This window comes from Planctomycetaceae bacterium (assembly GCA_041398825.1).
Classification (GTDB): Bacteria; Planctomycetota; Planctomycetia; order Planctomycetales; family Planctomycetaceae; genus F1-80-MAGs062.
In genome coordinates this window covers 443,285-460,536 of record JAWKTX010000004.1, presented here as the reverse complement: position 1 = coordinate 460,536, position 17,252 = coordinate 443,285, and the positions used below count along the sequence as shown (strand labels likewise).

The 17,252-nt window shown below is 55.5% G+C and carries 16 protein-coding genes; 8 read left to right on the top strand and 8 right to left on the bottom strand.

From position 1 onward, the window contains the following. Positions 1-187 precede the first annotated feature (187 nt). Positions 188-922, bottom strand: a complete 735-nt coding sequence (locus R3C20_10085; protein ID MEZ6040846.1) for an arginyltransferase — start codon at positions 920-922, stop codon at positions 188-190. Between the two features lie 118 nt (positions 923-1,040). Here R3C20_10085 and R3C20_10080 point away from each other — a divergent pair, with 118 nt between their 5' ends. Beyond that, a complete protein-coding gene (locus R3C20_10080; GenBank protein MEZ6040845.1) occupies positions 1,041-1,787 on the top strand; it encodes a hypothetical protein in 747 nt (248 codons plus the stop codon). Continuing rightward, entirely contained in the window at positions 1,787-1,930 is a 144-nt protein-coding gene (locus R3C20_10075; GenBank protein ID MEZ6040844.1) for a hypothetical protein, read from the top strand. Before R3C20_10080 ends, R3C20_10075 begins: the two co-directional genes overlap by 1 nt. Positions 1,931-2,237: 307 nt before the next feature. Here R3C20_10075 and R3C20_10070 read toward each other — a convergent pair whose 3' ends face one another. Beyond that, positions 2,238-2,528 (bottom strand): hypothetical protein, encoded by a 291-nt coding sequence (locus R3C20_10070; GenBank protein MEZ6040843.1) that lies wholly within the window; start codon positions 2,526-2,528, stop codon positions 2,238-2,240. Positions 2,529-3,244: 716 nt separating this feature from the next. On the opposite strand from R3C20_10070, the gene R3C20_10065 reads away from it, so the two are divergent. The 4 genes from R3C20_10065 (at position 3,245) to R3C20_10050 (ending at position 6,502) form a co-directional block, all read left to right on the top strand. After that, positions 3,245-3,856 (top strand): superoxide dismutase, encoded by a 612-nt coding sequence (locus tag R3C20_10065; protein MEZ6040842.1) that lies wholly within the window; start codon positions 3,245-3,247, stop codon positions 3,854-3,856. Positions 3,857-4,167: 311 nt separating this feature from the next. Beyond that, a complete protein-coding gene (locus tag R3C20_10060) occupies positions 4,168-5,157 on the top strand; it encodes a malate dehydrogenase (protein ID MEZ6040841.1) in 990 nt (329 codons plus the stop codon). 153 nt (positions 5,158-5,310) lie between these two features. Continuing rightward, positions 5,311-5,751, top strand: coding sequence for a thioesterase family protein (locus R3C20_10055; protein ID MEZ6040840.1), 441 nt, complete (start codon positions 5,311-5,313; stop codon positions 5,749-5,751). 67 nt (positions 5,752-5,818) lie between these two features. Continuing rightward, positions 5,819-6,502, top strand: coding sequence for an ABC transporter ATP-binding protein (locus R3C20_10050; GenBank protein ID MEZ6040839.1), 684 nt, complete (start codon positions 5,819-5,821; stop codon positions 6,500-6,502). 174 nt (positions 6,503-6,676) lie between these two features. On the opposite strand, the gene R3C20_10045 is transcribed toward R3C20_10050, so the two are convergent. After that, positions 6,677-7,168, bottom strand: a complete 492-nt coding sequence (locus R3C20_10045; GenBank protein MEZ6040838.1) for a hypothetical protein — start codon at positions 7,166-7,168, stop codon at positions 6,677-6,679. A 141-nt stretch (positions 7,169-7,309) separates the two neighbouring features. Further along, a complete protein-coding gene (locus R3C20_10040) occupies positions 7,310-7,516 on the bottom strand; it encodes a hypothetical protein (GenBank protein ID MEZ6040837.1) in 207 nt (68 codons plus the stop codon). A gap of 313 nt (positions 7,517-7,829) precedes the next feature. On the opposite strand from R3C20_10040, the gene R3C20_10035 reads away from it, so the two are divergent. Both R3C20_10035 and R3C20_10030 read left to right on the top strand, forming a co-directional pair. Continuing rightward, on the top strand, positions 7,830-11,186 hold the full coding sequence (locus R3C20_10035) for a tetratricopeptide repeat protein (protein MEZ6040836.1): 3,357 nt from the start codon (positions 7,830-7,832) through the stop codon (positions 11,184-11,186). A 30-nt stretch (positions 11,187-11,216) separates the two neighbouring features. Then, positions 11,217-11,444 (top strand): SlyX family protein, encoded by a 228-nt coding sequence (locus R3C20_10030; GenBank protein MEZ6040835.1) that lies wholly within the window; start codon positions 11,217-11,219, stop codon positions 11,442-11,444. Between the two features lie 51 nt (positions 11,445-11,495). Here R3C20_10030 and R3C20_10025 read toward each other — a convergent pair whose 3' ends face one another. The 4 genes from R3C20_10025 to R3C20_10010 form a co-directional block, all read right to left on the bottom strand. After that, the gene (locus tag R3C20_10025; protein MEZ6040834.1) at positions 11,496-12,527 is read right to left on the bottom strand and encodes a hypothetical protein; all 1,032 of its coding nucleotides are present in this window, start codon (positions 12,525-12,527) and stop codon (positions 11,496-11,498) included. Positions 12,528-12,967: 440 nt separating this feature from the next. Then, positions 12,968-13,348 carry a hypothetical protein gene (locus tag R3C20_10020; protein ID MEZ6040833.1) on the bottom strand — a complete coding sequence of 127 codons (381 nt, stop codon included), beginning with the start codon at positions 13,346-13,348 and terminating at the stop codon, positions 12,968-12,970. A 104-nt stretch (positions 13,349-13,452) separates the two neighbouring features. Beyond that, positions 13,453-14,847, bottom strand: a complete 1,395-nt coding sequence (locus R3C20_10015; GenBank protein ID MEZ6040832.1) for a DUF1501 domain-containing protein — start codon at positions 14,845-14,847, stop codon at positions 13,453-13,455. A gap of 362 nt (positions 14,848-15,209) precedes the next feature. Then, positions 15,210-17,132, bottom strand: coding sequence for a VWA domain-containing protein (locus R3C20_10010; GenBank protein ID MEZ6040831.1), 1,923 nt, complete (start codon positions 17,130-17,132; stop codon positions 15,210-15,212). Between the last annotated feature and the right edge of the window lie 120 nt (positions 17,133-17,252).

Sequence of the window (17,252 nt, the reverse complement as noted above, 5' to 3'; positions counted from 1 at the left end):
TCGAGCGGTCATGAATATTCCGATGAGAATTAGTGACCAACCAAACAACCGCATGCGGATCTCACCCCCATTCATAAATCCGAAACGAGTCCGCACTCGGCTCGACAGAAAAAGCGGACGGGATGCCCCATGACCACACCGTGATTCCTGCAGGGCGGACTTCAAAGGTGGCTTTTCCTGAAATGGATCATTCAGCGTCTGTTTTGGTCACCCAGGCTGGTGTTTTGGAATCGTCTACAAAGTTCTCGAGGATCTGATAGGGTGGGAAACGGTTCTTGTAGTTCATCGAACCGCAGTCCCGGATATAGTAGCCCATGTACAGATGAGCCTTTTTGAGTTGCCTGCCAGCCTCCAGCTCTTTGAGGACAGAAAACGTACCGAGCGACAAGCTGCGAAGTTCGGGAGCGTAGAAAAAATAGATGCTGGACATCGCGGATTGCGTGATATCGACGATCCCTAATCCCACCAGTTTGCCATTCAGGCGGTAGATGAACTCGCGGCTGAAACCGAAATTCCCTTCGACAAACGATTCATGATACTGATCGGCGGTGATTTCCCGGCTTGGCCAATTGCGGCGACGGTTCATGTCGGCGTGGTATCGGTCGTAAAGATCCAGGTATTCCTGCGTGACCCGAGGCGACTGAATTGTCAGGTTGATCTCCTGATTTCTGGCGAGTATTCGCCGCTGACTTTTCGACGGCTGAAACTCGTTGATGCAGATTCTGAGAGGCTGACATTCACGGCAGCCGCCGCAAATCGGCCGAAACAGAGAGCGTCCGAATCTGCGCCAGCCGCGTTCGAGCAGGGCAGAATAGCGTTGCTCCGGCAGCTCCAGCGCATAACGGAAGGTCATTTGCGCAGTGCGTCCGCTGAGATACGCGCAATCATGCTGGTCACCCACGATTTCCAATTCACGTGCCATGAATATTTCCTGCGTTCGCTGCTCAGTTGGACAGCGACATGCTACATTCGCGACTCAAGTTGTCTGCCCCCCTGCGGGACGGGCTCATTTTACCGCCATCTTAATCTGGAGAGCGTCTATGTCAGAAGGTCAGCAGGTACCGGGTGGAGTTTCCCCGGCTCGAAAAATGGTCTCGACAGTGTTTCTGGTCATCGCACTGATTGTGCTGGCCATTGAACTGCGAGCGGGTCTCGGTCAACGTTTCTCGGGCGAATCGCTGGCGAAGATTTCGACCGATGGCGTTTTCGAAAGCGGAACTTCCGTCGAAACAGCACAACAGCAGCTTTCCATGTCTCCGTCCGTTACGATCGTCCGTGACAACGAAATGGAAACGGTTTATCACTATCAGTGGCTGAGCCTGTTGAGAACTGTGGTTGGTCAACCGCCCGCCGAACTGTTTCTTGTTGCGACGAAGACTGATCCCCCTCAGGCGCTGGGCTACTATACGGACCCGGACGATGCGAACGTCGGGTTCTACGGCGACAGCCTGCCATCCGAAGATCCAATGGGTGAGTCTGATGCTGCGGCCGGCATGTCAGACATGTCTGGCGGTGGTTATGGAGGTGGTGGTGGAGGCGCAGAAGGCGGGCCTGCCGGAGGCGGCGGTGGGGCAGAACCGGCCGCTTCGATTGATGCACCTCCATCAGCGGATGCTCCTGCCACCGATGAGCCAAAGTCCGAAGGCGATGCGGCAGAAGGCGATGCGAAGGAAGGCGACAAGACCGAAGCAAACGCACCAGCGGCTGATGAGCCAGCAGCGGATGCCTCGGCATCAGAAACACCAGCGGCTAACACCCCTGGCGAAGAAACTTCGGCGGGCGCATAGTGGCAATTGCATTGCCGCAGCAGGCCCGGCAACTTGATGTCGAAGCGCTGACATCAGGCCCGGCGCAGGCAGAAGCCCGGATCGGCGTCGCCGACGCAAAGTGGTGGAAGGGACAAGGGCAAGCGTCCCTTGACCCGTATTGATCGTATCGCAGGAGGACACGAGGGCACTGAATCCACGCCGGACTCAGTGCCTTCCCAAACCTTCACCCCACGAATCAACGCGTAGACGCACTCCATCGGCGAGGCGAATTCACTGAGGAGCGATCATCGACGCCGGGCCACATTCTCACCGGTCGGTGCGTTCAGCGAAGGGAGCCCCATCGACAGCGACGTCGCGAAGGACCCATTCAGAGAATCACTGCAGCACAATACCGGCTGAATGCACAGTCATAGCGCATCGCACCAGATTTCGAACTGCGAGTGGTAAAGAATTGCGGCCGCGAAGGTCTTAGTAAGTCGCGAGAGGATCGACGGGCAGCATGGCTGTCTGAGCATATGGGTGGTAAGCCGTTGTTGGCTGAGCATAGGCCGTTGCAGGACCTGCTCCGTAAATGCCGGCAGAAGGATAGCCGCCGGGAGCATAAGCGCCGCAGGCCCCGGTTGAACAACCACCGCAGCCACCGCCGTAGCCGCCACCATAGTATCCGGGGTAGCCGCCGCCCATGCCATGCAGCAGGCAACATCCGCTCATTGAACAGGCGAGAAACAGGCCACAACAAAACATGGCGATTCGAGACATCAGAGAACCTCCGAGGAGTGAGCGGAAAACCGTCACAGTGCGGGAAGGGTGAATGAGGGCAATCGCGGGCGTCAGCAGAAGAGACTGGTGCCAGAGAAGGCGAACCACATTCGTGAGGAGAGATTGAGAAGGGAGATGACGCCTGCGAAGAGCACGCAGACGGATCGAGGCGGAAATTATGGGAACCGGCAAAACACGTCAAGACCTCTTTCGACTCGGCAAAAACCGATTCATTTGACGCATTCTCGCCTGGAATTTCATGTGGGGGTAGAGATTCTTTCACTTTCGACTCACGTCATCGCACAGGGATGATCCTTCAGTATCGCGACTGCTGTCGCCTTCTGAAACGCGGTTCCGAGCTGAGGGGCGGATCGGTTCCGGTTTCTGCCCAAACTTGTGTCGTCTCTGTATTTCTGCCGAAAGCGTCGAAAAGCCGGGTTTTGCGGCACTCGAACGGCTCATCCTGGAGTCACCAACAATTCGCTGTACGCTTCAAACCGTTAATGTTGGCAGGAAGTGGGTTGAGGAGTTTCCTGAGCAGTCTACAATCATCGACCCTGCCATAAGGAATTCAGGCGGGTGAATTCGGTGAACTGTGGGACTGTTCAGCAGGGATGGTTCAGCCGCAGCGACTGAAAACAGCCGACGTTGAATTGTCAGTGCCCAGTCACATTTCCGCTTGATGTTGAATTTTGAATCACTCAGGAGCTTGCTCAATGCCGTACTCACTTCCTCAACTGCCCTATGCTTACGACGCTCTGGAGCCTCACTTCGATGCTCGTACGATGGAGATCCACCACACCAAGCATCATCAGGCGTACATCAACAACGTCAATGCAGCTCTGGAAGGTTCTCCGCTGGCGGACAAGCCAATCGACGATCTCGTTCGCGATTTGGCGTCGGTCCCTGAAGCCATCCAGGGAGCAGTCCGCAACAATGGTGGCGGTCACGCCAACCATTCACTGTTCTGGACCGTATTGTCACCCAACGGGGGCGGTGCTCCGACTGGCGATCTGGCGAAGGCCATTGACGCTGCGTTCGGCAGTCTGGAAAAGATGCAGGAACAGTTCAACAAGGCGGCTGCCACTCGATTCGGCAGTGGCTGGGCCTGGTTGTGCGTCGGTGGAGACGGCAGTCTGATCGTGGAAAGCACGGCGAATCAGGATTCTCCTCTTTCAATCGGACACACTCCAATCCTTGGCCTGGACGTCTGGGAACATGCGTACTACCTGCACTACCAAAATCGACGACCAGACTATGTAAAGGCGTTCTGGAATATCGTGAACTGGGCCGAAGTTGCTCGCCGATTCGCAACAGCCAAAGGCTAATCGCCACGTCTCAGCTTGACATTGGCATATGTCACGGGTGACTTCGAAGGTTTGCCCTGTGATGTCACATTTGTCACCTGATGCCAATCGGTGTCGGTAACAACGCTTTGCAGAGCCCGGCCTTCTCTATCCAGAGGGAGCCGGGCTCTTCGCGTGAGAATCGTTATCCATTTCATTGCCAGGTGATTGGCAACAGATGGGGATCTCTATAAGTTTCCTTTGCCTCTTTGTGCGGCAGACCGCCGGAAGCGCAATTGGCGTGTGGGGACCCATGGCGAATCAGAAGATATGAAGACGAAAGGTGCAGAAAGATGAAGGCTCCGATTCGAGTAGCAGTAACGGGTGCAGCCGGTCAGATTGGTTACGCTCTGATATTTCGACTGGCTTCAGGAGAAGTCTTCGGACCGGATCAGCCAGTCATTCTTCATCTGGTAGAAGTACCACCCGTTATGGGCGCGCTGGATGGCGTTGAAATGGAACTGGCAGACTGCGCGTTCCCCACACTTGCTGGCGTTGTCAAAGCCAGCAGCGATCAGCTTGAAGTTGGATTTGGAGATTGTAACTGGGTTTTGTGCGTGGGCAGCGTTCCGAGAAAAGCCGGGATGGAACGGGGTGATCTGATCCGCATCAATGGCCCTATCTTCACCAGTACCGGTCGTGCGATCAATGCGGCCGCAGCGAAAGATGTGCGCGTCGTTGTGGTGGGAAATCCCTGCAACACGAACTGCCTGATCGCAATGAACAGTGCACCAGATGTGCCTCGCGACCGGTGGTTTGCCATGACGATGCTGGACCAGAATCGCGCGGTATCACAGTTGGCGGCACGGGCGGGCGTTGGCGTTGCCGATGTCAGCAATGTTGGCATTTGGGGGAACCACAGTGCCACACAGTTCCCGGACTTTTTCCACGCAAAGATTGGCGGCAAGCCCGCCACCGAAGTCATTGGTGACGATGCATGGCTGCAGGGTGATTTTATCTCAACAGTCCAGAAACGTGGTGCCGCCGTCATCGCAGCCCGAGGAGCTTCCAGTGCTGCATCGGCAGCGAACGCAGTTCTCGATACCGTGAAAGGCATCATCCGTCCAACACCAGCCGGGTCGTGCTTCAGTGCAGCCATCTGCAGCGACGGTAGCTACGGTGTTGAGGCAGGTTTGATCAGCGGATTCCCTCTGGTCAGTGACGGATCCAGGGTCTCCATTGTTCAGGGACAGACACATTCTGAGTTCGCTCAGGAAAAGATCGACGTCACCGTAAACGAGCTGAAGTCGGAACGCGACACAGTCAAAGACCTTCTGTCGTAATTCGCACGTCTCTTTCTGAAGCAGATCCAGGGACGGATGGGCTCTGGATCTGCTCCACAGAATTTGCAGGACAATCACGATGCGAGAAGCGGGGGCCTTTTGTAATGCCCGTCTCGCTAACCAGCGTCTGAATCGTAAGCATGAATGATCATCATGGCCTCATTTCTCCGGACAACTCGGCGAGTCGAGTTTTGTGAAACGGACATGGCGGGCATCGTCCACTTCTCGAACTTCTACAAATGGATGGAGCAGGCGGAACACGATTTTTTTCGAATGCTCGGCCTGACGATTGTCAATCATCAGTCAGATGGATCGACAATCGGGTGGCCACGCGTTTCGGCAAGCTGCCGATTCGAATCGCCCGCACACTACGACGATGTGCTGGACGTGTTTCTGTCAGTGCAGCGGATCGGAGTGAAGTCACTGACGTACAGTGTCGAGTTTTCGTGTGGTGGTCGTCCGGTGGCTCGTGGATCGATGAAATCTGTCAGCTGCACAGTACGTCCGGGTCAGCCGCTGCAGTCAGTGGAGATTCCCGAGGAGTATCTTGCTAAGATCCATGAATATTCCCCGGAAGACGAGCAATCTTCCTGACTGATCCGCGATACCGGGTTCGTAATCCCCTGCTCAATGACCATCAGAAAAACGAATGTGAACACCAATGACGATCGTTCTTCAGATGAACAAGGTCTCACGAACCTTCAACGAGGCGGGACGCTCCCTGAAGATTCTCACCGACATTAACATGACGGTTTCGGCAGGCAGTGCAACTGCTATTCGCGGCCCCAGTGGTTGTGGCAAAACAACGCTGCTCCATATCGCCGGCACTCTGGATCAGCCAACAACAGGTACCGTCGAAATCCTCGGCGAGAATCCCTGGGGCATGCGCCAATCTCGGCTCGCAGGCTTTCGCAATCAACACATTGGATTTATCTTTCAGGAGCACCAATTGCTGCCGCAATGCAGCGTCCTCGAAAACGTGCTCCTGCCGACGCTGGCGGGGTTTGACAGCGGGCTGAACCCCAAACAAAGGGCGTTGGAACTACTGGAACGCGTCGGTCTGAAAGATCGCCTTGATCATCGGCCTGCGAAGCTGTCGGGGGGAGAGCGACAGAGGGTGGCCGTGTGTCGCGCTTTAATTAACCAGCCGTCTCTGCTTCTGGCAGATGAACCGACGGGAAATCTGGACCCGGAAACAGCGTCGCATATTGGCCGATTGTTACTACAGGTAGCCGCTGAGCAGAAGGCGGCCCTGCTGTGCGTAACCCACAGCGATGAATTAGCAGGCCATTTTCCTTCGACCGTGCTGCTGAAGCATGGACAAGTTGTTGACTCATCCGACTAACACAACCGGTGAGCCGAAACCTGCCTGATTTCCCTTGTCCAGGCAAACTCGTCGCCCCGCAGCGATATCGATCCCCGGTCGGCGTAAAAAAAGCCCGACTCAATTGTCGGGCTGCCTGATCGGATAACTCTCGAACGGATATTACTTGCGCGGGATCGGTCACATTCGTACGGATCAGTTGTCAAGATCCCGGGTACGGACTTCCAGTTGATCCCTGCGGCGGAAAGTGTCTCTCATTCGTTCTTTCGAATACATGCGGATTACAGTGCCCTTGTATCGCATCCGGCCATCGGAATCCTGATCGATGTGTTGTGAGATTTCAGCATTGGCTCGGTCGGCGTAGATGGCAGCAAACGTTTCCGGATCGACACCACGTCCTTCTTCCAGATCACGCAGCGCATCAATTCCTCCAACACTGATCGCAAAGAAATTGGTGCCTTCGACAGCCGTTGTCGTCACGCCTTCTCCCCGAAGGCTGTCCGACAAGTCGTTGCTGGCTTTCTGAAATTTCTGATAGGCCGTCAGCGATTCGTTGGTGATCGCACTGACGGGTTTCCTGTCTTCCTGCGCTTCCAGTGGTTGTGGTCCCGCTGACTGGAACGTGCCAAAGATGTATCCCGCTCCAAACAAAGCAGCGCAAGCGATCAGTTTTCCGGGGTGAGCCATTGAGAGATCTCTCATTACGCGATGACACGGTGAATTCAGAATTGCCGACGAATTGTGGTCGGTCCGACGGCGCAAAACAATCGAAATCCGGTCTTTCCAGTCATCCGAACGTATCTGGCACCACAAACACGAGCCGCTTGATCAGGCTGCCCGGCGTTCTTCGCTGGTTTGGTTCTTGCTGGATTCGGGAGAAATCCGACCTGCTGTTCGAAGTCGGTCGGTTCGCTGTTTCTGCCCAGCGGGACCAAAATGGAAACTGGTTGCAGCTATCAGCCCGCATGCCAGCAACGCTCCAAAGCAGCCCAGCAGGGCCAGCTGATCATCCGAAAACAGTGCGGAAAGGTCCATGGTCGTAATTCCGAGCAATTGAGATATTCGACTTTGGATGACAGGAAAGGTTCTGACCGAAGGGCAGCAAGGCGAAACCAGAACCGGCAAAACCTGCACCAAAACAGTTTTCGGAACCAGGGCAGGGGTAACTGCAGGCGGTGTTTCAAAGTTCATGCCGTGGCAATTAGTGAAAAATGTTAAACGGTGACGGCAATTCCCTCAGAATCGGTCAGGACCGGACGTTTCGATTGAGCCAGACAAAACAATCAACTGGCCTGTGACGATCATTTCGATAGCCCACGGTTACAGTAGTCCTTGCGCGAGATCCGCGATGAACAAGAAGTCGTCCAGATTGACGGGAACTCAACGCCCGATCCCTGACCATACCGCCCCCGGTTTCAGTCGAACGAAGCGGTTGGGCCTGTTTCGGAGCTGGCTGAGGCAACTTCCGCATTGGATTACCAGGGCACAGACTGCTCGTTTGGGTGGAAGGACACTGGCACACACAACGCTGGCTCACACAACACTGGCACTCTGTTTGATCGGCGGAATGTGCCTGAGTATCCCGGGCTGCTCAAACCAGAAGAAGCAGGCCGAATCACTGGTGCGTGTCGCTCTGAAGCATCAGGACACAAGGCACCACGAGGAAGCGATCCAGGTGTTGAGTCGCGCGGTGGCCCTGAATCCGGAGCTTGCGGAAGCCTGGTATCTGCGTGGAACCAGCTACGCCGCAACGGACAACCAGGTTCAGGCGGTTTCTGATCTGACTCGCGCAACTCGACTGAAGCCCGACTGGGATAAAGCGTGGTGGGCGCTCGGTGTTTCGCAGCGAGCCGACGGGCAACTTCTGGCGTGCGTGGATTCGTTTTCACACGCCATTCGACTGAACTCATTGTTCGCGGAGGCTTTATTTGACCGCGGTTGTGCACTGGACGACCTGAATCAGGACGGACCGGCCATTGCAGATTTCGAACGATTGCTTCAAATCAACCCCCGGAATACTGACGCACTGATGCGACACGGCATGTTGACGGCAAGATCAAATCCGGAACAGGCCGTCGCCAGTTTTTCCCGGGTGCTGAGCCTTGATCGTGGATGTTCGGCCGCGTGGCTTCAGCGGGGGCTGGCCCACAGGCAACTTGGAGAAACCGATCGTGCGCTGACGGATCTTAACATGGCCTGCCGCATGAGAGCCGAGGATCCTGTGGCGTGGCATCAGCGAGGTCTGATGCTTCTGAAGACTGGGCGAGCGGAAGATGCGATCAGTGATCTTTCCACCGCAGCGCAGCTGTCACCCGGCAATGCTTCCATCCACCAGCATCTTGGGGAAGCATTGCTTGAAGCCGGGCGGGCGGAAGCGGCCATGGCCAACCTGAACCATGCTCTGAAATTATCGCCAGCGAATGCCGAAGTTCTCCTGTCCCGGGCTCGGGCAGAACTTCAGCTGAGTCAGACGGCCGATGCGCTCGCAGATCTCACGGCAATTCTGCGGACTGCTGGTGAGCGGATGGACGCCAGAATGATGAGAGCCAGAGTACTGCAGCAGTTGAACCGCCTGCCGGAAGCTCTGGAAGACGTCAACATGGTTCTGTCAGAAGATTCTGGTGATGAAACGGCCCTGTCGCTGCGCGCGGATCTGCTGAGGCAGATGAATCGCTATTCAGAAGCGATCGCGGACTACACGCGTTTGATCTCTTCTGATTCCACGCAACGTGACCTGTTGATGACTCGTGCAAATCTGCTGACATCTGAGGGCAAGCTTGGTGAAGCGATTGACGATTACAGCGCTGTGCTTCAGCACCATCCCGGTGATAGAGATGCGATTCTGCGAAGAGCGGACGCTTACGCTGCCAATGACAGCGTGCAGCTGGCGATTGCGGATCTGACACGCCTTATCCAGGTGGACCCTGCAAATCACGCCGCGCTCATACGTCGCAGCGAACTTTTCTGGCAGATCGGTGAGCCGGAGGCAGCCGTCGCAGACTTGCAGCGAGCGTTGCTACTTCAGCCCGCCAACGCTCAGCTGGTCCGGACGAATACAGCACGGCTGATCGAGAATGGTCGCGCTGACCTGGCAATCGATCTGCTGAGCATCCCGGATATCGTTTCTGCCGAAACTCCGGAGCTATTGCTCTATCGTGCTCAACTGCGGTATGTCTCCGAAGATGCTGCCGGAGCCATGGCTGATCTGAAGATGCTGAGCGACGCGGATGCCAGGCGATTCGACGCGGCCCTTCTGCGCGGAACGCTGCATTTTGATCTGGAAGAATTCCAGGCCGCCGTTCAGCAGTTCGATGTGGCGGCAGAAACCAAGGAGACTCCGGAACTGCTGCTGCAGCGTGGGATTGCGAAAATCCGGTTGGGAGATTCAACGTCGGCAATGCGTGACCTTTCGGTCCTGCTGTCACAGCAGCCGGATCAAAAAGCGGCCTTAACGGCTCGGATGCAACTCTTCGCTTCTATGGAAGAATGGAAGGCCGCAATGGCCGATGCGGAGGCAGTTCTGAAGCAGGCACCGGATGATCTTGATGCCCACCGTATTTGTGGCGAATGTCTTTACCGGTTGAAGTCTTATAAAGCTGCGGCAGTGGAACTGGCATGGGTGGAACGAGTGCTGACAACGTCAGGCGTTGATGAGCAGGCGACACTGATCCCGGTGCGTCGCATGCTGGCCGAAAGTCTGGTCCAGTCGGAGCAGAAGTCGGAGGCATTTCCGGTGCTTGACGCCCTTCTTAAGGACGTTCCCCGCGACACAGATGCGCTGATGCTGAGATCACAGCTTGCAGAAGAACGCGGTCTGCTCGATTCTTCGATCAACGATCTCACCGTGTTGCTCGAATCAAATCCTGCGGACGGTGAGCTTTGGAAACATCGCGGAATTCTGCGACATCGTAGTGGAAGGTCTGAAGAAGCCGTGGAGGACTTTACTCGCGCCATGCTTGTCTCCGGTGAGTCGGCCGATCTCTTCTATCACCGGGGGCTGGCTCGCCATCAGCTGAAGCAATCAGACGCCGCACTGGAGGACCTGGATAAGGCTATCGCATCCAATCCGAAACTTGCCGACGCGTGGTATGTGCGCGGCAATGTTTACGCGGCCCAATCGAATATCCCGTTCGCGCTGGAGAACTTTGAAAGAGCCATCCAGCTGGATCGAGACCACACAGCCGCATGGTACAATCGCGGAAACCTTCTGTATCACTCCAACGATTACCTGGCGGCTATCGAATGCTGGACCGAAGCCATTCGTACGCAGCCAGATTTGTTTCGGGCCTACAACAATCGTGCGACAGCCTACGTTCGAACCGATCAGGATGCCATGGCTGTGGCAGACTACCGGCGGACCATCTCGCTGAACCCGGGATTCGCCAAAGCGTACGACAACATTGCGTGGGTACTGGCAACCACAGAAGACAAAGAGGTCCGCGATACGACAGAGGCGGTCATGATGGCCAGACAGGCCTGCGAACTGACAGAGTACAAAGAATGGTCATACCTGAGCACGTTGGCGGCGACATACGCCGAAGCCGGCGATACGCTGAAGGCCTCCGAATGGGCCGAACGAGCTCTGACGCTGGCTCCGGATCCGGAGAAGGAAGATCTTCAGAAACTGGTGAGTCTTTATTCCGCACGGCTGACCGCTGAACAAAAATCCGTCGAATCGGCCGCGAAAGACAGCACCAGAAAGTAATACGAGAGCAAAACGAATTCAGAGTACTCTATGACGAACGTATCGAACGATCATCTTTCAGAGCGGCTTGAGCGAATTGAATCCGCACTGGCCCACCTGCAGCACGATGTCGAGGGACTTAACGACGCGCTGACGGGATACTTCAAGCGGCTGGCAGAATTCGATGCGAGATTCGTCCGTATCGAACATGAGCTGGAAGCTGCCAGTCAGTCTGCGGAACCCAGAGATCCGGAATCGGAACGCCCACCGCACTACTGATACTCTTTCCTGGGGTGATGCTTTCGCATCGTGTGCTGATGTTACCTGCTGCTACCGGCGTTTCTTCCCGGTAGGTATAGGAATTGTCACGGGGACATCAGCGCGCTGACTTCCTTCAATACGTGCTGGAGGGCCGGAGGTTCCTTCACCAAAGAGGGCGGTGTTCCAGTCGGAAGACAACAACAGGTCGAATCCCGGATTCAGTTCCTTCACCTGACACGAACATGCGCCGCATAGAAAGACCGTCAGGTCTTCAATGAGATCCGGATTCAGCTTCGAGGCAGGGATTACTTCCAGCGCACGGCCGCGGCCGAAAACCGGAGCGATCAATGGCTCTCCGTCGGCCACCGCATCCGGGTGAAAACCGGTGAGCAGCTTCACCAGAAAGCTCTCCTTTGGATCAGAAGGATCGATTTCCAGGACAGAAAACTTCAGCAGCAACGGAACCTCGCTGTAGAGCTCCGATCCGGGAAGGCCGATTCCTTCCGGCAATTCAATCGAAGTGGCCAGACGTTCGAATTGTGAGTTCAGCATCTTGCGGGTCGCCTCATTCCTGGTATCGTCGGTCGATTTCAGCATCAACCAAACGACCGCATGGCCCGCTTGCAGTCGTTGTGCAAGTTCACTTCGAACAGGAGATCGAAGCACACCTGTACGATTAAGCTCTTCGGAAGTCCCCTGCCAGACGGTGATTGTCTTTCCCTGACCGACAACACTTCGAGCGACGTAGACGGCCTGGCCTTTATGATTTTCTGCGAGCGGCCTGGCGTCAAACCAAACATCCTGAATATCGGCAGGCAACTGCTGGCGGACATCGTGTTGGTGTAATCGAACATTGGCCAGGCGACGTTCACCGCCAGCGACCGATTCCAGTTCTGCCACAACCCTGCGGTCATTATCCGTCAACGGACCATCATGGAAAACGTAAATCTGACAATTGTCCGGAGTCCATCGTTCCAGCGCGTATCGAAAGACCGGGATGTTGCAGGCAACAGCCGCTGTTGAAAGGCAAATCAGTGCCAGAAGGATCCGAACAGGAATTCCAGTCACAGCGTTTCGGTATCGAGCATTTTGTGTACACATGGTCGACTCATCTTGTCTTGTACTGAGAGATTTCGGCGAATGCCGATCAGCATCGATGCATTTGCAATGTAACAGAATCCTGAGGGTTGCGCAGGGAATTCTGCCCAGCGACGAACAAAGAAGATTGGTCGAACCAGCCGTATTCAGACGGTGACGGGCATCCCGCGAAATTATCTTCATCGCCAACCCGGGGGGCTACCCTTTGGCATGCCGCGTACCTTTATTCTTGCAGTGATTTCGGCGTCGGGCAAACTCGGAAGGGAAACGCTGCAAGACTCTGAAAGGGATATAGAAGAAGACCGGACACCGGTTAACAGTCTGTTAGAAAACGGGACTGGCTCGAGCAGGAGACCTTAAAACACGATGGTTTGCAGTCGTCCTGCATGCCTGCCCGGGTGCTTCAACGCACCGTTAAGGTACAGGGATGTCTGAGACCTTGCTCAGATACCTGAGGCATCGGACGTGGAATATCGTTCAATCTCCATGACAAACAATTGCCTGATGCCGGGCAGGGATACCGCACTCGGCAGAGACGCAAGATTCAGTGATTCGCTTTGTTCGTTTAGAACCGAGCAAAACGAGTGGTAACGGCTGTCGTGCTCCGGCGACTTGATAGCAACGCAAAGCAGCCCGTATCGGATTTTCGACAAGGCTGGTATCCAGTTGCCACGTTCAAACAGTAAACGCAAAGGCTCGGGAAAATCGCCTTGAAGGTAGTCGACGTACCTCAATGTATTTTTGAGGATCCGTACGTAAGCTGATGAGTCGGCAACAACGTCCAGAACAGGTCTGTTGAGTGGGTTTTCTGCAGGAGATTTCATAAGTCATCACGACCTGGTCAACCGGTGTGACGCCACAACGCCTACGGCGGATTCCAATCATAGAATTGTTGTGTGATCGTGGCCAGGCCGCTGATCCGTCCGGCTCAGGATGCAAACAGTTCCCGGATGGGTTCACCTGCGTAAAGAGGATGCGGGCGACCAGTGGCGTCATTCAGAGTCGCGGATCTCGGTACGCCCGTCGCGTGAAGCATTGTGGCAACCAGGTCGCGCGGCGAAACAGGATCTTCTTCCGGGTGCATCGCGATTTCATCACTGCGGCCATAAACGCTGCCGCCGCGAATTCCGCCACCGGCAAGGAGACCACTGTAACAGAACGGATGATGTTCGCGACCGGCGGCTGCTGCATTGATTTGCGGACGTCTTCCGAATTCACCCACCCAGACGACCAGGGTCTCGTCCAGCATATTTCGGTCGATCAGATCGGTCAAAAGCGCGGACAGCGCCATGTCTGCAGGAGGTATCAGATCTCGTTTCAGGCGGTTGAAATTATCGCCGTGTGTGTCCCAGAAGTTTCTTCCGTCGTTGTGCCAGTTCACGCTGACAAATGGTACACCGCTTTCCAGTAGTCGCCTGCCAAGCAAAACACATTGCCCATGAATGTGACGCCCGTAGCGGTTCCGCGTAGTATCACTTTCCGCATTCAGGTCGAATGCCTGACGAACTTTGGACGAACCCAGCAAAGTGAATGCCTGCCCCTGCTGAGCATCCATCGCCTGCGGTGCCAGGCTGTCGGATCGTCGTTGTTGTGATTCGATGGCCTGCAAAAGTTCCCGACGGTGATCGAGTCGACGGGTATCGATACCATCTAACAGCTGCAGTGCCGGGACCTTCCAGTCGGGCGCATTGGGATCGCCTGTCACCAGCATCGGGTCCGCCGACTGGCCAAGCCAGCCACCTGTCTGCCCGGGAGATTCGCCTCCGGGAGCCGCAGGATGCAGAGTCTTCCACGGCATCATCACCGCGGAGGGCAATCCCCGGGGAGCTTCATGGAACTGCGACAACACTGCACCAAGGTGGGGATGGTCGTTTCTGCTGGGCGGTTCCGCGTCGCTCTTGTTGACAGGAGGCAGATGTCCGGTCAGGGTGGTATGCGCACTGCTCAGATGCGCAGGGTCATCGTGGGTCAAAGACCGGATTAACGAAACCTGGTCCGTTAACCCGGCGAGATGGCGAAAGTGTTCGCAGATCTGCATACCGGGAACGGCGGAGTTGATGGGGGAGAATTCGCCCCGCACCTCCGCCGGCGCATTGGGTTTCAGATCAAATGTATCCAGTTGGCTCGGCCCACCCCACATAAAGAGGACGATGCATCTTTTGGCTTTGCCGAAACCTGGTTCGACGCTGCTGGTCCGATCTCCGGTCGCGCTGCCGCTGGCAGAATTGCCAAAGCTTCCGGTCAAGGTCAGCGCAGAGGCAGCGCTTGCGGTAAGCACCGCACGGCGAGAAGCTCGTGATGCAAGTGGTGGATAACCAAACATGTTAAGTCAGCTCCGCCTGGGAAGAGGCGGCATCAGATGTCGCGGCGTGGTGTCGCGACCTTGGGAGGCTTTAGGGGTGGGTAGGTTCAGGTTGGGAATTCAACACGGCAGAAGATCACTGTTGGATCACTGAAAAGATTCGGGGGCAGTCACCGTTCTGAGATAGTCCGTCGTCTTTTGAACATCAGATATCGCCGGAAACGCAACGCGTTAAAACCCTCGTTGAGGTATGGGGTTTCCTGCTTTGCTCATACCAGTAAGCGTACCTCGTGAAACAATAAAATGTCCAGCGAGCTTTCTCCATCTGCTGCCGACCGTGAAATCAGGGTCGGAGCGAGCGAAGAAATCTCGTGCATCAGGATTTACAGCTTCGGTAGTTTTGTAGGCATGCCGTATTTCGGATCCCAGAACCTGTCGGTAATTACGAAGCCAAATCCATCGTTGATTTCCTGCTGAGCTCGCCTGGCCCAGGGAGTTCCGTCATGTTCCTTGATGACTGACTGCAGGCGTTCGACCGCGGCCTTTTCTTCGGCTTTGACCATCGCAATGTATTCATCTCGGGTCATTGTCAGGTTGAAAGCGGTCTTCAAACGTCCAAACTGGGCTTCGTCCGGGACGATGGTTTTTCGATTCCACCAGATGTTCCATTCGTTGGCGCGGGAATCCTTCGGTTGGGGGAAGTTGTTGACGTGATTGTCGATTGCCAGGAGAAACTGAAAGAGACGCAGTCGGAAAACGTAAAGCTGGGCGATTGCCAGGTCATAGCCAGCACGCCATCGCTGGGAAGATTCACTGGCCCGCAGCGGCCGGATTTTTTCCAGCATTGCGATGGTCTCCTCCGTGAGTGCCATTGCCCTGGCTGCTCGGACGGCCTGCGATGCCGCTTCCTGTCGAAACCCTGCAAGATCCAGTTTGTAGTGTTCGTGTTTGATGTTGAGTTCCGGGTCATCCTTCTCAAACAACAGTGTATTCTTTGTTGGATTCAGGCGTGCGATGACCTGCCAGAGCGTCTCTCGAAATTCGCTGGTTGCTCGTTCCCTGAAGTATTCGGGCCGGGATAAGAGCAGCGGTGAGTATTCTCGCATCGCGAGGAAGTCGTACTTGCGTTTATCGTTTGCACCTCGACCAACGAGCGATTGTTCTTCACCCGGCAGGACAAAGAAAATGCCGCCGGATTCCTTTGCGATGCGGACTTGTTCGTAGGGTCCGAATCCGGATGATTGCGCGTCCCATCGAGCACGCAAACCGTTCCACTGGAGGCATTCGGGGAATTCTGTTTCCGGACCACGGCGGATGGAAATCCAGTGCGGCAGGTTGGTTTCAGGATCGACCCAGCGCTGGCGGGCATAGGGGTAGCCGAACATGCTTTCTCGCCCCATAAAATACACGGGAGCTTTCGCTGCTCGAGCGGCGGTAACAGCGTCTTCGACATACTGCCCATCGTCTCCGGATTCGTCCGTCACGACAATAACGGCCAGTTTGCGTTTACCGCGAAGTGCGGTCGGTTTGTACTCGTTGATAACCTTGGTGATTGAATCGCACATGTTCTCCGTGCCGGATTCATCAATGGGGACCCTGTCGATGGCGGTCTTGATTTGTTCAATATCGGAGGTTGGTCTGGGAGTTAGTTTATGGATGGTTGCTCCGTATCCGCAGACAACGGTCAACAGCAGCTCGCTGCCTTTGCGGAGGTCTTCATCCTGGGATGCAGCGATGCCAAGTTCTTCGTAAACGCGAATGTAGTTTTCGCGAATTTCCTTGCGGTCGTCGACCAGACTGCCGGATTCATCAAAGAGCCAGATGACCGTCACTTTCTGCTGGCGCATCATGCGCACGAGTTCCTGCGTGATCACTCCCATGGCGGCTCCGTACCCTTCCACCATAGCCCCCACTTCGCCACTGATTTCGCCTTCTCCCAGTTCGGTACCAATCATATTGTCGGTCGGAAGCGAGACGTCGGTCAGAACAGGGCGAATATCTGCTTCGCGCATGACATTGGCCTGCTGTACGTTGACGGGAGTGGCAACGGGTTGGGCAGCTGCCCCCACTGCGGTCGAAGGAGTACCGCCTGCAATGACATTCAGCGAATCCGACGGTGTCGTTTCCAGGTCGAGTTCACGGGTGATTTCTTCCTGCGGAAGTTCCTTCGTGAAGATCGATTCGATCATGACCTCGGGTGCAACCTGCTCAATAATCACGGGGATCATCAGCAGAATGACGAAAACCAGTCCGTGGACCACCAGCGAAATCAGCACCGACGGTAAATTCTTTGCAAGCTCGGACACCCAACGGCCTCCTGATAGAGCATCAACTGCGACTGCATGTCGAGTAAACCAAAAATGAGAGCCCTTTGATTGTCCGGTCTGGAATCCCGGTGTTCAAGTGTCGCTTTCCATTGAACGACG